Source organism: Paenibacillus sp. TAF43_2, from assembly GCF_052113545.1.
Classification (GTDB): domain Bacteria; phylum Bacillota; class Bacilli; order Paenibacillales; family Paenibacillaceae; genus Pristimantibacillus.
This window is the reverse complement of record NZ_JBFRDK010000208.1, coordinates 1-16,457: the sequence shown is the minus strand read 5'-3', so window position 1 is coordinate 16,457 and position 16,457 is coordinate 1. Positions and strand designations below refer to the sequence as shown.

The 16,457-nt window shown below is 45.6% G+C and carries 12 protein-coding genes and 1 pseudogene; 3 read left to right on the top strand and 10 right to left on the bottom strand.

What is annotated here, in order from left to right; translation table 11 throughout:
• Positions 1-369 precede the first annotated feature (369 nt).
• Positions 370-1,863: a stalk domain-containing protein gene (locus AB4Z17_RS28865; RefSeq protein WP_441963650.1), complete on the top strand. Its 1,494-nt coding sequence runs from the start codon at positions 370-372 to the stop codon at positions 1,861-1,863.
• Between the two features lie 73 nt (positions 1,864-1,936).
• Here AB4Z17_RS28865 and AB4Z17_RS28860 read toward each other — a convergent pair whose 3' ends face one another.
• Positions 1,937-2,623, bottom strand: a complete 687-nt coding sequence (locus AB4Z17_RS28860) for a vWA domain-containing protein (protein WP_441963653.1) — start codon at positions 2,621-2,623, stop codon at positions 1,937-1,939.
• Positions 2,624-2,686: 63 nt separating this feature from the next.
• A pseudogene (locus tag AB4Z17_RS28855) lies at positions 2,687-3,205 on the bottom strand (TerD family protein); the annotation flags it as partial.
• Between the two features lie 188 nt (positions 3,206-3,393).
• Here AB4Z17_RS28855 and AB4Z17_RS28850 point away from each other — a divergent pair.
• Positions 3,394-3,801: a hypothetical protein gene (locus AB4Z17_RS28850; protein ID WP_441907468.1), complete on the top strand. Its 408-nt coding sequence runs from the start codon at positions 3,394-3,396 to the stop codon at positions 3,799-3,801.
• A 100-nt stretch (positions 3,802-3,901) separates the two neighbouring features.
• Here AB4Z17_RS28850 and AB4Z17_RS28845 read toward each other — a convergent pair whose 3' ends face one another.
• Positions 3,902-4,759, bottom strand: coding sequence for a helix-turn-helix domain-containing protein (locus AB4Z17_RS28845; RefSeq protein WP_441963648.1), 858 nt, complete (start codon positions 4,757-4,759; stop codon positions 3,902-3,904).
• 58 nt (positions 4,760-4,817) lie between these two features.
• On the opposite strand from AB4Z17_RS28845, the gene AB4Z17_RS28840 reads away from it, so the two are divergent.
• A complete protein-coding gene (locus AB4Z17_RS28840; RefSeq protein WP_441963646.1) occupies positions 4,818-5,627 on the top strand; it encodes a phytanoyl-CoA dioxygenase family protein in 810 nt (269 codons plus the stop codon).
• A 70-nt stretch (positions 5,628-5,697) separates the two neighbouring features.
• On the opposite strand, the gene AB4Z17_RS28835 is transcribed toward AB4Z17_RS28840, so the two are convergent.
• From AB4Z17_RS28835 to AB4Z17_RS28805, 7 genes are all read right to left on the bottom strand, one after another.
• Entirely contained in the window at positions 5,698-6,753 is a 1,056-nt protein-coding gene (locus AB4Z17_RS28835) for a glycoside hydrolase family 88/105 protein (protein WP_441963644.1), read from the bottom strand.
• Between the two features lie 42 nt (positions 6,754-6,795).
• The gene (locus AB4Z17_RS28830; RefSeq protein WP_441963643.1) at positions 6,796-8,541 is read right to left on the bottom strand and encodes a hypothetical protein; all 1,746 of its coding nucleotides are present in this window, start codon (positions 8,539-8,541) and stop codon (positions 6,796-6,798) included.
• A 13-nt stretch (positions 8,542-8,554) separates the two neighbouring features.
• Positions 8,555-12,175 carry an Ig-like domain-containing protein gene (locus tag AB4Z17_RS28825; protein ID WP_441963641.1) on the bottom strand — a complete coding sequence of 1,207 codons (3,621 nt, stop codon included), beginning with the start codon at positions 12,173-12,175 and terminating at the stop codon, positions 8,555-8,557.
• 82 nt (positions 12,176-12,257) lie between these two features.
• On the bottom strand, positions 12,258-13,850 hold the full coding sequence (locus AB4Z17_RS28820; RefSeq protein ID WP_441963639.1) for an extracellular solute-binding protein: 1,593 nt from the start codon (positions 13,848-13,850) through the stop codon (positions 12,258-12,260).
• A gap of 25 nt (positions 13,851-13,875) precedes the next feature.
• Complete coding sequence (locus tag AB4Z17_RS28815) at positions 13,876-14,772, bottom strand: carbohydrate ABC transporter permease (protein WP_441963637.1); 897 nt, start codon at positions 14,770-14,772, stop codon at positions 13,876-13,878.
• A gap of 2 nt (positions 14,773-14,774) precedes the next feature.
• The gene (locus AB4Z17_RS28810; RefSeq protein ID WP_441963651.1) at positions 14,775-15,632 is read right to left on the bottom strand and encodes an ABC transporter permease; all 858 of its coding nucleotides are present in this window, start codon (positions 15,630-15,632) and stop codon (positions 14,775-14,777) included.
• Between the two features lie 355 nt (positions 15,633-15,987).
• Positions 15,988-16,457: helix-turn-helix transcriptional regulator (locus AB4Z17_RS28805; protein WP_441963635.1), on the bottom strand; the 470-nt coding region annotated here is incomplete at its 5' end.

Sequence of the window (16,457 nt, the reverse complement as noted above, 5' to 3'; positions counted from 1 at the left end):
GTCCACTTCCCAAGTGCCCGATAACGCAAGTTTACCGCTTCCGTCTACTTGCTGAATAATTTCCCAAGCCACAGGACCTTTCTCCAAAAAAACGCCAAATGACATGATCAACAAAACCGCCTTTCCTATTTCGTTCTCCATACAATAGTACTCTTCTTCTTGAATGACTTATATAACAAGTTGGCAATTATTTATTCATTAGTTACTTCTTTATCCGCGGCCAAATGTTTTGATAAAAAAGTGAAACAAAAAATGAAAATTTTTCGTTTAGAATGTAACATACATCATCGGCATCTATACAATAGGACCAATTTAACACCCATTCAAACAATTGTAATCGCCCAAATGCAAAAAAAGGAGTGCTAACCTTTGAAAAAACGTATTTTTACGAAAGTATGCCTTGCGGTTTTATTAGCATTATCACTAACACCTCTCAGCAGTTTAAAAGCTGCAGAAAGCAGCTCCAATTCACTCGCAGGGTTTACCCAGGTCGAAATGGCTGGCAACGTTGCATTAGCGTTAGACAACCAAGGCGTAGTATGGGCATGGGGCAATAACTTTGCTGGACAACTGGGAGATGGAACTATTGGTTTCAAATCGGCTGCGGTACCTGTATTTAGTGACGTTACTAAAGTTCAAGTCACAGGCTTTTACAGCCTCGCACTCAAAAAAGATGGTACAGTATGGTTTTGGGGCGGGAACGGTGATGGCGTAAGCGGGTTTGATACCTATGGTACGAACCCACAAGCTATTGTAACAAAACCTAAAATGGTTAATGGTCTTTCAGATGTCATCGATATTGCTGCAAAAGAAGACCATAGTTTAGCGTTAAAGTCAGATGGCACGGTATGGACATGGGGRAACGGCGGGTTTGGTCAACTGGGTCGAATGGACATCAGCGCTTATAAGCCTGAAGATTATCGCAAACGCGTTAGTGAACAAAATATTCCAAAGCAAGTAGCCGGACTAAAAGATATTGTCTCCGTCCACGCAGGAAGCTTCCTTTCAGCAGCAATTAATGCGAAAGGAGAAACATGGATTTGGGGTCATTACAATGGATGGGGCAGCGATACGCCAGATTTGATGAGTCCTTTTAAGCTTCCTGGCATTTATGCTAAAAAAGTTTCTGCTACATGGGAAAAATCGATTATACTCGATACGGATGGTATGGTTTGGGAAATAAACAAAGGTTTAAAACTCAATAAACTTCTAACATCGGCCTCTGATATTAGCTGTGGAACATTTAGCTGCGCAGCACTTCATTCCGATGGAACATTATGGGGTTTATATAATAATTCCAAAGATTTAGTTGATCCATCACCCGTTGCAGGCATTTCGAATGTGAAGCAATTTGCGATCCATTCACTTAATCAAGATTCTTTTATTATTTTGAAGGCAGACGGAACTCTATGGTCTAAAGTGCCATTCGGATATGGAACAGGCAGTGAAACCATTATGGACTATTACAATCAAATGAATGTTCCTTCAAGTGAAATGGTTTCAAAGCTGCGCCAAGTGAAGAAAGCCATCTCCTTAAAGCTCGACGGAAAGACGGTAACGCTCACTTCTAATCCCTATATTTACAAAGGCGTTACTTTCGTTCCGCTTCGCAGTACATTTAATGAACTAGGTGCAAAAGTGGAATACGCAAAAGGGAAAATGACCATATCGGATGCTAACCATACACTGAATCTCACCATTAGAGAGAAAGAAGCATTTATCGATGGCAAGCCGATAACATTAGACTATCCTCCGATGATTATTGATACGATGACCATGGTTCCCTTGCGTTTTGTTATTGAAGGCCTTGATCGTAAAATTGATTGGGATCCTGATAATCGAGTTATTTCCATAAGCAAATAATCAAAAGCCACCAGACCTATTGAGCTGGTGGCTTTAATTTTCCATTGTCGTTACTGTAAATAAAAAATGCTAATTAATTTGGTCTAACGATCCTCTTTGCTTTCGCAGCTTCCAACCAGCTTGGAAATTCGTTTAATAGCTGATCATACAATAATTCATCAGATACAGCTGCTATATCGTCCAAATGTATAAAGTTTGCGTTATCGACAATCCGGCCTTCCATGGTGTCTAGCTGCTTCAATACTTCAAAATCGGAATGACCAATGCCAACGAACTGCCAGAAAATCGGCTGAACCGCTGCGGAAGTAATGACCTTTTTAATCGGTTTTACGACTCCGCCATCATTAATGAATATAATAAATACTGGCGTGGCCTCTTCCTCTTCCTCTTCCACCGTATATTTGCGAATAACATCTTCCATAACTGGAGGTTCATTGTTGCGGCCAAATTTATGTATGTTGTTATTATCCAATATTTTTCGTTGGACGTATTGATCAAAATCTTTTTCTGAAACAGAAGGCAATCGGCTAAAATGAGTATCGTAAACCCAGACATCGAGCATCCCGTTATCATCAAATTTACTGGCAACCGCGAGAATTCGTTCCACTACTTCCTGTACGGTGCCATTTCTGTATAATGGCTGCATAGAGCCTGAAATATCAAGTACAATACCTACTCTAGCCGCAACACTCGTTAATTTTTTCTTCTCCAACGTAATTTGGACGATCTTTTTCCGCAAATCAATGGATGATAAAGTCATTTCGGCGGCAGCAGCTGCTACCTCTGCTTCTTCCCTCTCAATCTCTAGACCGTAGCTTGTACATAATGCTTCAAGCCCTCCGTAAAAACCGCTCCCAATTGCATTAAACTTCCACTCACCGTTATATCTATACAATTCACCGACAACTAGAGCCGTTTCCTTTGTAAGCGCCAAGCCATAATCAAATCGGAACAACTCTTCATCTGTACTTCCATTTACTAGTCGAATATATAAATGCGATACGTTTTGCATAAAATGGCCAAGCCGTTCGCCCTCATGGATCGTCACTGTAAAAGCTATTTTTTCCGTATTTTTACTCAGCCGCTTCAAGTGTATCGTGATTGCCTCCTTATCACCGCTCTTATCTGTCACATCATGCGAAATCGAACCATCGTGTGCTTGTGGATTGCCATAAAATATAAAATGTTCATCTCTCTCGCAGATATTTCGATCAGATAATAGAAAAGCAGCAGCATCGATGCTCATCGATGCTTCTCTAGTCGTCCAACCAAATTGAACTCTCACAGATGTAAGTTCGCGTCCTCTAGTGATATCTACCTTTTGACCCTTCGACAATAACATGCTTCCCGCTCCATTTCGATTTAACTAGTATTCTTCACTCTATTATCTACGAAACTATGGCTAAAGTCCTCCTCCAAACTATCCATTTTTTTCAAAATGTTCGTTTACAAAAGGATATAATTATTATAAAATTCTTTATAACGAACATTAAGTTCGCAATTAGAGCGGGGACGGGAGGTGTTGATGTCATGTCCAAATTCAAAAAAATCTTATCACTTACCTTGCTGATCACCATCTGTATGTATCCTGCTTCCGCATTTGCTGCATCCAGTAAAGAACCATACGATGAAAAGAAAGGTTTCTTATCAAGTATCTTGTCTGTGTTCTCCATTACGAAAAGTACAAACAACAGCAACAGTAGCAACAATAACAGTAATAATAATAAGCAAAACAACAACAAGAATACTAATAACAATAATCATTCAAACCAACCAAGCAAAAATAAGAACGACAAAGATTGGGACAAGAAAGGCTGGTTTGACTGGTTCGACAATGATGACTGGTTCGACAATGATGATTGGTGGGATGATATCTGTTGGTGGGATAAGCATAAGGAGGATTCATTCAAAATTTGGGAGCGTTATTATTGTTATTGATACCAGCTTGTCCGGTAACCGTTGGTTAAAACCAGCGGTTATTTTTTATTTATGCTCCTAAAGGAAATTTATATGGCATTTATTGTCGAAATAGATTCGCTCAAATTGTATAAGCTTTCCGATAAGAGGACGGGTTCATGCCAAACGATTTCTTGAAGCTTTTGCTCAAATGATGCTCATCCGTAAACCCGCACTGCTCTGCTATTTGCGCAAGCGTTAATGAAGAATTAACTAGCATAAGCTTAACCTTATCCATTCTTAGATTGGCGGCGTACGAACTTGGTGTCATTTGAAATTCCTGCTTAAACAGCCTGGTCAATTGCACTTGGCTGAGGCCAAGCTCCATCGCGATCGCCTTCAAGGAAACGCCCTCTTCCGCTTGCTGCTGAAGCATATGTACCACACGCTGCAAGGCCTGGTTCTCGCTATATAAATAATTTATCTTACGATTCATGCTTTCAATCTGATAGACATACATCAAATCCCTTAACAGATGTTGCTTGTATTTCAGCACGAGTATTTCCTTCACATAACGAGCTTCACGAAACAACGAAAGTGTAGAACTCATTCTTTTTTTGTTCAGCATAATAAGCTTACCTGTAGGGGGCAAAGTTTCGTTGTCCTCCCCGGAAGCGCTACCCGTATTTCGCCACTGGAACCCGATGAGGTGAAATGACAAGCCGTCTGTTTTGCGATAAAAGGTTATATTAGGTGGACAAAGCACCATTTCCCCTTTCTCGGCTCTCTCGCTCCTCGAATTTCCCATTCTATACTCAAAGCCGCCTTCTTCAACAATGAATAAAGCCCAGTGATCGTAAGTATCCTCTGTCTTCTGAAAATGCGCAGCATCCTTCACGAACACATGGTAAATCAGCTCGGGCTCGCGAAACCAAGGCTTGTCCAAACCCATCATCCCTTTTACGAAATTATTTACAAGAAAGTTGATTAATCTATACATTATACTACGAAAAATCGTTGCATATAATTAAATTAATTACAAGAAGGAGGAGAGGCTAATGCGTACAGCTTCGCTAAATATTCCAGAATTAATGAGTCGTTTTCATGAACAAGGATACTTGGTTTTACCCGATATACTTTCACAGGAAAAGGTATCCCTCCTGAATTCAGCTATCGACGAGGTCCTTGCAGAGGAGGAAGATACGTTTGCACATAATATTTACAACAGCGTCTCCCGTCACACTGAAATTGCCTCATTGATCGATCACGAAGAAATCCTTCCCTTAATCGTTAATTTGCTTGGACATAATATTCAGCTGCATATTTCCCATCTAACCGTGAGAAAACCTAATCCAAATGATATAAAGACGGCTTCCCACAGCTTTATCGATTGGCATCAAGACGGCCCTCATCCACAGTTTCCGGTTATTGCAGGCTTAACAGCTACTTATTATATAAAAGTCTGTTATATTTTGAGTGATATGACACAGCCGAACCGCGGCAATACAAAGGTTATTCCGGGCAGCCACAGGCATCCTTATAATCCGAACCATAAGGATGTACGCCAGCAATTGGACGGCGAGGTACAAGTGTGCGGAAAGCCGGGTGATGTATTTATTTTCGCACAAAATTTATGGCATGCCGGATCGATCAATCAATCCGAATTTACAAGAAGGCAGCTCTTTCTCGGCTATAGCCCGATCTGGATGCGTCCAATTGACTATCATCAGGCAGACGAGCATCTATTAAAGGATGCCAATCCGATCCGCCGTCAACTGCTTGGACAAATCAGCGACAATAAATTCAAATTTTATGTCCCGGAAGAATCGATGGTACCGCTCAAAATGATGGTTATCAACAGCGTCTGATAAAGCCGAAGCTGGGCGCGCATAAGGACCGTTTACTCACCTCATCGTGATGCAAACGGTCCTTTAACAATTAGCTTGCGATGTCCGATAGCTCCGACAGCAGCATGAGTACGAGTCCCTGCCCATAAAGAGTTGGATAACAAGCGATCTCATTGTAAGCTTCGATTGAAGGCATGATAGGCGTCCCGCCTGACACGCCCATGACTTCCCCGCTCGGCTTTATTTTAAGAAGAATAGCATCTGCCGCAAGGTACGCAGCATTCAAGTAATCCGCATCGAGCAAGCCTTGACGTACCGCTTTCACAATGCCGCAAGAAATGCCGGCGCTGCCCGACGTTTCCGAATAAAATTCAGGACGGTCAAGCACCGTTGCCCATAGGCCTTCCTCATGTTGATAGCGAATAAGGCTGCGCATGAGCAATTGGTAACGTTCGAGCGTTTCCTTTGGAACAACTGCTAAACCTTCCAGCTCTTCTACTATCATCGGCACCGCCACCGCTATCCACGCATTAGCTCTCGTCCAGCGGGCAGCCGAAAGATGGTTCCGTGCCTCCGAATTCCAGCCATGAAACAGCACACCCGTATCCTTATCCTGCAGCAGCGTTAAATGCAGCTCCACCTGACGTACGGCCTCTTTCGCATAATCCACATTCCCAGTGAGTTTCGCAAGTTTAGCCAAGAACAAAACCGCCATAAAAATAGTATCCGCCCATACCTGCTCCGGGAATTTCACATTTTCCGTAACCGTATGCTCGAAGGCACCTTCCCTTGTACGGGGCGCCTCCGTCATCATCCATTGTCCAATCCGCTCTGCTGTCTCCAAAAAAACAGGATCATGCGTATGCTCGTAAAGCGCTGGAAAAACCGTATATGGCGCCATTGCATTGATGACTCTGACCTTCTCCGCAAGGTGTAAATTATTTTGCGACCATTTTATTAACTCCGTCATCGTCTCTGATTCATCTGTAAGCTCATAATAAGACAGCATCGCAATGACGCCGACTCCCGGCACCCAGTCCCAATGGTTCAAATCCATGCCCCAACTACCGGAATGATCCTCAAGCATATAGTGATAAACACGATCAGCCGCCTGATTCACTATTTCTCGCGATAACTTCGTTTTCATGCCTGCTCCTCCACCTCCATAAAATGATGCAGCTTCACCGTTTTATACTGATGGTGATGCTGCAGGCTTCAATGCTAAGGATAACTTAATAGGATCATCACTGGTTGCGTCGACATTCTGCTTGCTTGAAAAACTAGCTGCTACAACATCATCATAGGTCTCTACTATAATTTCCGGCTCTGCTTCACCAATTACTAGCGAAAAAAGAAAAGCTGCTTTGCCCATCTTCTCAAAATCAATTGTACTGTCCTCTACTGCATGTAAAATATGGTCGAAGCAAAAGCTGCTGCTGTTCCTCGCGAGCTCCCACTTCCAATTGTCTTTTTGTTTATCGTCATGCTCCTCCGTCCCTGCACCAAATGCCGTAAACAAAATACGCAGAGCAACTTTGCAGTCACCGATTCTAACCTCCGCTCTTTCCCCGCTCACTTCCGCGTCTACATTATCCAAGCAGCCGCCAAGCTCTACCCGAATTCGCAAATCAGATGCAGCTATGCAGCCATTTATTCGATCAAGGCTCGGATGAGTATCTCCTCCATCAGTTAGAAAACGGATGCCGAGGAGCAGTCTACTTCCCTTTACTCTACTGTTCAGTACAGCTGAGCAATAATCATAGCCGTCATGCAGGACGCGCAGCTTCAAATAGGCCGCCTCTCCACCATTATCAAAGAAAACAAGCAGCGGTCTTGTTTGATTCCACATAATTTCCTCGCTGGACACACCAATCGCAAAGGAAGAGGTCATGTAGGTTGTTGCCCACTTTTCCTGCCCGGTCTGTTCATTTCTAGAATAGAGCTGCTGGAGCAGCCTTTCCTCAGACTGTGTGAAGAATGGATCATACTTGTGCGGACAGCAAATCCCGCTCCCAAACCACTCCGCATCATACGGCTGTTCATTCTTAAATGTAAACACAACCCTATTGTTTGTAGCGATTTGCAAAAACGACTTCGCCATATCCGTTAGCAGCGTACTGTAGCTCCGGCTGTGCGGGCCGGACCACTGCTTCGTCGCCGGATGAAAATGCTCTGCTACCATGCGCCATGCGCTATCGAGCAAATCTTCCGCAAGCGCTTTGGCCTGACCACTCACAGACATCGTATAAATTTTGGACAGTTCGGTGATGGCGATAACCGTATAAGTCGGACTGTTAAACTCATGAAACGTCCCTAGCTGATTCGTAAATGCATGGAGCTTTTCCAGCCTTCGAATACCATAATCGGCCAATTCTGGCTCAGCGTACGCTTCGCCCGCGATAAGCGTGACCAAAGCACCCATTAGTGCGATATTCGTATAATTTGGACCTACATCCCGCTTCATAATGGCATCGCATGCGCAGAATACAGCTTGACGGATCAGCTCTCGCAGTTCCATAGGTAATCTGTCCCCATGCCGGACTTCGATTTGAACGAGCTGTTTCCCGCAAAAATCAGCCCAGTTCCAATCTGGCGGGGACATTTTCGCAAGCGGCTCCTCGTAAAACCATGACCATATGCCATACGTTAGGTGTGCAGGATTTTGGTCTTGCAGTGAAATCACTTTGCGTATGACTTCATAAGCTCGCGTGGTATAATCCGGCAAACCGCTGTCAAGCAAAGCCAGTGCATAAAGAAGAGAAGGATATGTAGGGTGAACAAGCGGGAACTCCTCATCTGTAAGCGTTGTATGGTAGCCGGGACTATGAAAGGGCAGCTTGAGCATGTTGGTTTCCGGGTCAAAAAACGGCTCCCAGTAATGAATTTTTCCAAGCAGCAGCAGCTTGTGATCCATTGGATTGTCTGTCTTATCCATATATCCCATCCTCTCAATTACGGCATCCTAGTTGGCGCCAATGCTGTGATAGAGAGCAGACCGCCATTAAGGCGAACTGCTCATCTCCTGCCTGCTCYGGCACTACAACTTCAGTAGGCATAGGTGTCCCCGACTCCGGATCAACGACTGGAGCAGATGTGACTGTAACTAAGCAGCTGGCAGTAAATAAACCATCCATCGTCGTTACCGTTATCGTTGCCGTACCCACTCCGACAGGCGTAACTTCCCCTGCATTTACTGTCGCAACATTCGGATCGCTTGTTGTCCATGTTGCCTCTTTACTCGCAGCATTCTCTGGCGTCACCGCTGCAAGAAGTGCAACTGCAGGGTCACCCGCAGTCATCTCAAGTAGGCTTCTGTCAAGCGTCACACCGCTAACGCTTGCTAATCCAGCCCCTCCAATCAACATAGGCTTAAATAGTTTAGACTGTTTATTGGACCCGATGCCTCCGCCCCACTCCAGCCATCCTTTGCGTCCATTGCCGTCATTCTCATTCACAAGAGCGGACAAGCTTAGAATCCCATCACTCGGAACAATCGGCGACAATTCCGTCCAAGGCAATGCGAGCCGGTAGATTGTATCCTTGTTTGTTTCATCTCTCGTAATCTGGAGCTGGCGATTTGTAACCGGCCCAGTCAATACGCCAGTCATCGCCATCCACCGATATAATTCCGGCCCGTCTGGTGTCAGCGCCATTCCGTATTCATACCATTCCGTCGCCTCTCCCGGCGTTCCTAAGGAAATAGCGAACTGAATACTGTCTCCGCTCCAAATCGCATCGCCTGATTTGGTTTGCGAGAATAGATCGTCATGGATCTTTGCCGACAGATAGAGGTGGTCAATATCATACGTAACCCATAGCTTACCGCTCAAATCCTCCGGCCCATTATGCGGCACCACTCTTGAATGGCCTTCCTCAAACAGGTCGATGCCAGGGAGATCGCTTACATCGTCCAGCGACCCATCCACCTGCACCGTGCGGTTAACGATAGGCGTCATACTTGCGACAGCGATATTGTTCAAGTTGCCTGAAAGAGACAATACGGTGCCATCATCCAAATAGACGGTAAGCTGGTGAGGCGTTAAAGTTCCCTCGGGCAGTTCCGGTATTGGAAGATCAATTGTATAATCCGTAAAACCAGGCAGCACCGTATTATAAGTTTCTGATTCGGTATTCGCACCCACCTGCCAATCGATCTGTGTCAACCGCCTATCGACCGGCTTTGTATTATCGATTCGAACTCTCAGGAAGTTGCTGCCCTCCTTCAGCACATGTTTGACAGAAAGCTCCTCCGATTGCTTGATCACCACTGTATTTCTGCCAGGTTGACCTATTCCTTGAAATACGACAGGATAGGTGCCGACCGAAGAAGCCAGTATATTTTGAACTGATCCTTGCAATTGAATGCGGGCGCTTAGCGGATTCCAAGATGATGCTTTGTATACGGATAACGTTACGCTGATAGGATCACCGGTAAAGGAAGGTTCGCTCTTAAGCCTATATTTGCTTCCTTGAATGACTTTATCGATTTTCCCTTGGATGAATAGAGGTTCGCTTGAAGCCGTAATGTAAATTTCCCCGTCCTTCGGCGTATAGGTAGCTGAACGGCCCATCATGTCCGTTACGACCAGTGGTCCATTTGTTTTCAAAGTCAGATCGGTTTCGGTATCCGTCCCTGACCAAAGCACATGAATCGATTTCTGGTCCTTCTTAAATTTATAGCGATAGATGCCGTTTGTAATCTCCTGACCGGTTACGCTTGCGCCAGTCAACTGCCGTGCTACCGTCGCTAACGCCACATAACCCGGTTTTGGCGTATACGCGCCAAGCGGATCACCGCCATTATGAATAATACCGAAGTTATGCTCGTTATATTTTTTATCCGTTCCGTCGTCCATCAGATCGTACCAGAAGATTTTCTCCACTCCTGCTGCCATGCCAAGTACAAAGGTGCGAATCAAATAGGCAGCCTGCGTCTTCTCATCCACCCCGCGTGGGTCAAGCTGCGTCGGCCATCCAATTTCCGAGAACCAGATGGGTTTCGTCTGTCCGTTGTTATAGGTTTTCACCAGTTGATTTAACGAGGTTACCTCGTTAAGAAGTCCCTCCGGCTTGTCAGGATAACGGTAAGGATGTACGGATAAGGTGTCCATGTAGTTTAACCCGCCGAGCTGGAACAAATCTTCAAGCCACTCGGCTGGAATGCCTGCGGTCGCGCCTCCAAGCACATTCAGATCAGGGCGCACCGATTTGGCAGCCTCATAACCTGCTTTCATTAGGTTGAAGTATACATCGGGCTGTGATGCAGCCGGCCCATTCCCTCCAAATCCGGGCAGGTTGAACTCGTTCCACATCTCTCCCCATTTGATTTGGCCGCCGAATCGGTTCAGTACGGATTTCGTATAATTCGCATAGGCGGCGTGAGCTTCTGCTGAATAAGGCGTTTGGAAATTATCATAAAATTGATTGGAAAAAGCGAAGGTCATTAGCGGATCGATGCTGTTCTCCAGCAATCCTTCCATATAGAGTGTAAATTTCGGGTTATAGGTGTAGATGCCTTTTTTTAGCTCAATCTCAGACCAAAACATCGCATCCCTCACGCTTTTGGCTCCTGCATACTTGACCAAAGGAAGCATCTCACGGTTCCAGCTATGTGCAAAATGCGTCTGTACGCCAAACGGTGATGCTGTCACTGCTGTCAAATCAAACGTTGGCACAGCCGCGAATGTCGTCTCTGTTGTTTTAAGCAAAGTTCCCGCTTGATAAGCTGATAGTTTTAAACGATAATAGCCATCTGATTGTACCGGCACCTCAAGCCTGATCTTTCCTCCAGTAACCGGCGAGCTTCCAGTTAAACCGGGCTCACCCCAAGCATCATAGGTTTGCCATGTGACGGTATCTCCCGTTGTTAATACATCAAAAGTGCCTTTGCTTGCACCAGCAAATACGTTGCCAACCTGCGTTTGAGCGATGGCTAGGTCAGGTACGGTCACCTTGATTCGCAGATCGTCGAACCATACCGAGCCGCTCTTAAGCCCCGTACGCAGTCCCGCCCGTGCTACCTTGATCRTCATCTTCTTAAGCGACGGATGAAAGGCTCCGTCATTGGCGCCTCCCCAGTGCGTATATTCGCTGCCGGCATTGAAAGCATTCACGGTAACCTTCTGCCAATCCGTTGTCGGCTGAAGCACCAGCCTTTGCGAGTGGTTTTGGTTCGTTCCGTCCATTAGTACAATATAAATCGATGCAGCATCCGCAGTTTTCACCCAAAAGGATAAGCTTACCGCATCCGCCGGAACTATTCGTTTCGTCAGATACCGCTCCAGTGCAACGTATGAGCCGCCGCCATTAAAATCGCCAGTCACCTTGGCCGAGGAAAGACCTGTTTTGAATACAGACTGATCTCTTGTAAAGCTTCCTTGCGCCCCGGGAAATTCGGCGCCCAGCAGGAAGTCCCATACTTCGTCGGAGCTCTCATAATCGCCGGCTTGAAGCTCTGCGTCCACCGCTTCTGCAGCCGCTGCATGTTCATTTTTTCCAAGCGTACCAGATGCCGTCATGATCAATGCAAAGACGAGGAATAATGAAAAAACTTTTTTCATGGTCATCATTTTCCATCCATCCTTTGCTACTCGGATCGGCGATTAACCCTTCCCGAAAAGTAATGACCGCATTCGGGAAGGGCCTTCCCCTCTACTTCAGATGCTCTTTGTTCGTTTCATACCACTCCTGCACTAGCTTCTCTACATTTTCACCGCCCAAACGCTTCCATTCCTTGCGAATATCCTCCATTCCAGCCTGCGGTGTAAGCGCGCCTCCTCCCGTTACGATCTTGGCTTCAATTTGCTGCGCAATCGGAGCGAAGGTAGCAATCAGTTGGCTTACCTCAGGCAAATCAGGATTATAGGCAATGTCCCGTCTGTATTTATTTTTCATCGCAATCTCAAGACCAGCTGCTTTAAGCACAGCCTGCTCTTGAGAAATCGGATCCTGTGCCGCCATCACCGCATACCATTCCGGCTTCGGATCCCATTCATTCAAGATCGCATACTCTCTTGCATAAAACACTTCCTTCTTGAACTTATCAGCGTCGGTCTTCTGCGGAACTTCTCCCACGAGCTTATAATGAACGTCCTTCTCTCCAATTCTGAGCGGCTCCCAGCCCTTCTCCAGCATCCAGTCCAAAAATTTGACGCCTGCTTCGATTTTGTCCTCTTTCATATTCGTATTAAAAGCGATATACATATTGGCCGGCACTTCCTGATAAAGGCCATTTTTTCCATACTTCGAAGCGACAGGCTCCAAAGGCACAACTTTTGCATCCGGCACATTTTTTTTCAAATCAACAAACTCTGCGCCCATTGACCATGAGCCAAGATAAATACCAGACTTGCCTGTCGTCCAAAGCTGCAGCGAGCGCTGAAAATTCGTATCCGTAATGTATTCCTTATCGATCAACCCTTCGTCAAAAAGCTGCTTCTGCAAAGCAAGCGAATCGGTATACCGATCCAGTATACGGCCGAACGTGAGCTTGCCATCTTCCAGATACCATTGGTTCTCGTTATTGAAGAAAAGGGCTCTTAAAATTTGCACTCCGTTGTAATTAAAAGTGATTGGAACCGTATCCGCCGTGCCGTTGCCGTCCGGATCGCCCTCTTTGAACTTGCGTGCAACCTCAAATAATTCTTCAACAGTTGTCGGAGCTTTCAAGCCCAGCTTATCCAACCAGTCCTGACGAATCATAATGCCATGATTGGCTATCGTTTCTTGTCCACGCGCGCTTGCAATCGCATACATTTTTCCATTAATCGTTAGGAAAGGTTTAAGTTCTGGATGCTTAGCCAAATAAGCTTTGTACGTTGTGCTGTATTTTTCGATATATTCGTCGATTGGCTGAATCGCTCCCTGTGCAGCGAGCTGGCTAATATAGCTGCGGTCATATTCCCATATGAGATCCGGAGCCGTGCCCGATGCGATCAGCGTGTTTAATTTTTGCTGTACCTGCGTACGCGGTACGGGTACCCATTTGACCTTTGCAGGAGCATTCTCATTGATCCACTTCGTCCAGCGGTTGTTTTCGTAGCTACCTTCATCCGACGACACTTCGCCCCGGTCAAGGATCGATACGCTAATCTCTTTCTTTTGCTCTACCACTGGTGCTGGCACATCGGTCTTATTCGGTACAGCAGAAGGTTTATTCGGCTCGGATTTCCCCGTGCAGCCAGCCAGCAGTACAACAATTAAGCTAGCCATCATGATCAAATTGCGGGTTTTGTTCCATTTCAACAAATACATCATCCCCTTTTCCTTATTAACCTTTAACCGAACCGATCAAGACACCTTTTACAAAATGTTTCTGAAGAAACGGATATACGCATAGAATCGGCGTGACCGCAATGACGATGGCCGCAGCTTTGATGCCTTCGGGCGTTAACAAGATTTGCCCCGCACCCTCACTTCCCCCAGTATTGTTAAGCAGGCTTGCATCCACTTGATTAATCATCTGATACAGCTTCACCATCAAGGATTGTGACGTCGTTTTTGTGATATAAAGAAGAACGCTGAAATAGGAGTTCCACCAGCCAACGGCGTAGAACAGCGACAAGGAGGCGATGATCGGCTTGCACAGCGGAAGCATGATCTGCATTAAGACCCGCCAATCTCCAGCTCCGTCCATAGCAGCCGACTCTTCAATTTCATCCGGAAGGCCTTCCATAAACGTTTTCATCACGAACATGTTATATGTGCTGACTAGCCCAGGAAGCCATAATGCCCAGTATGTGTCCATTAAGCCCAGCGACTTGACGAGAATGAAGCTCGGAATGATCCCAGAAACGAATAACATCGTGAACGTAACAAACATTAGCAGTCCGCTGCGTCCCATCAAGCGGCGTCTTGAAAGCGGATAGGCAGCAAGTATCGTCATGATCATGTTCAACGCGGTACCAACAACCGTGATCAAGACCGTATTTCGCAAGCCGATCAAAATTTGTCCGTCATCAAAAAGCCGATCGTAAGCATGCAGATTGAATTCAATTGGCCACAGCATCACTTCTCCGGCTGTAATTGCCCGGCTGCTGCTAAAGGATGCTGCCACCTCATACCATAGAGGGAACAGCGCGATTAAGGACGAGAGGCCAAGAAACATATAAAGGATGATTTTGCTAATCGATGACAACACAAAAGATGCGGCAGCATTCCTTTTCACCGTTACCATAACCCCCTTTCGCCGAACTTTCGGATGAGCCCGTTAACGCCTACGACTAGAATGAACCCAATCAAGGATTGGAATAACCCAAGCGCTGTCGTGTAGCTGTAATTCATATTTTGCAAGCCGACCCGGTATACGTAGGTGCTGATGACATCCGCTACATCCAGCACGGATTGGTTTTGAAGCACCAGCGTTTGTTCAAGGCCAACATCCATCATATGCCCCATCCGAAGGATCAATAAGATGGCGATCGTGCTGCGAATGCCAGGAAGTGTAATATGCCAAATTTGCCGCAGCTTGTTTGCACCGTCGATTTTGGCTGCTTCATAAAGCTGGGGATCAATCGAAGCTATCGCTGCTAAATAGAGAATCGTCCCCCAGCCCGCTTCGCGCCAAATACCGGATAACGTATACACAACAGGCCACCAAGTCGAATCCGCCATAAAATAGACGGGCTCGATGCCCAATTGTTTTAGAATCAGATTCACGACGCCTGTGCTTGGCGAAAGGATCGCAATAACGATACCGCCAAGCACAACCCAAGAGATGAAGTGAGGCAAATACAACAGGTTCTGAACCGTCCTTTTGTACCATTCTCTGCGCACCTCGTTAAGCAGCAAGGCAAGGAGGATAGGTACCGGAAAACCAAACACGAGACTATAGATGTTCAACAGCAGCGTATTTCTAAGAATTCTCCAAAAATCCAAGCTTGCGAACAGCATTTGAAAATGATGAAAACCAGCCCATTCGCTTCCCCATATTCCATCAATAAACCGGTAATTTTTGAATGCGATAATCTCGCCCGCCATCGGTGCGTATTTAAAGATGACATAAAACAAGATGACAGGCAGAAGCATCAAATATAAGTGACGATCCCGCTTAAGCCGTATCCAAATCGTCCTCCCCCCCTTTATGTTCCGTCTACAATTCGATCGTACACAAAGCTCGGGAAGCTGAATATAGACATGTTCTGTGCCAGGTGTCTTTTATTGTGAAATGGCCCAGTCACCTTTCTTGAACAGGTTCATTCTTTTGCTGTGAAACGGAAGAAATCCCGCCATTAAAAGCAAAAACGCCTTCAGCATCCTCTGGATGTTGAAGTATATTTGACGGAGAAATATAAGCTCTCTATAAGCTAACAAACTTATTAATTCTTATATTACAATGAAAAAACCGGGGCAACGCCTCCGCTTTGGAAGTGTGCCACCGGTCTTACGTTCGCTCTGTGTCTTGCCCATGTTGTTTGCTGATGGCTTGCTCGCGGAACTCTGTCGGTGTCATCCCTGTAAATTTTTTAAACGTCCGCAAGAAGCTGCGGGTATTCATATATCCTATCGCTTCGGCGATGTCGTTCACCTTTTTATCCTTATTAGCAAGCAGTGCTTTCGAGGCGTCAATTCGAATTTCGATTAGATAGTCGATAAAATTTCGCTCGGTATATTCTTTAAACTGCTTGCTAATATAGGTTGGGCTCAAATGAAACTGTACAGCGAGCCGATCGAGCGACAAATCATTTTCGTGGTAATGGGCTTGAATGTAGGTAAGCATCCGCTCAATCGTGTCATTTTTCCCTCTCAGGCTTCGTTTGCTCGTAAGCTTAGCAGCCAGCTCCTCAAGAACAGCGAGGACGAGGGACTCTGCTTGCTTCCAATTCTCACTGTGCTCAATCTTCTCATAAATGC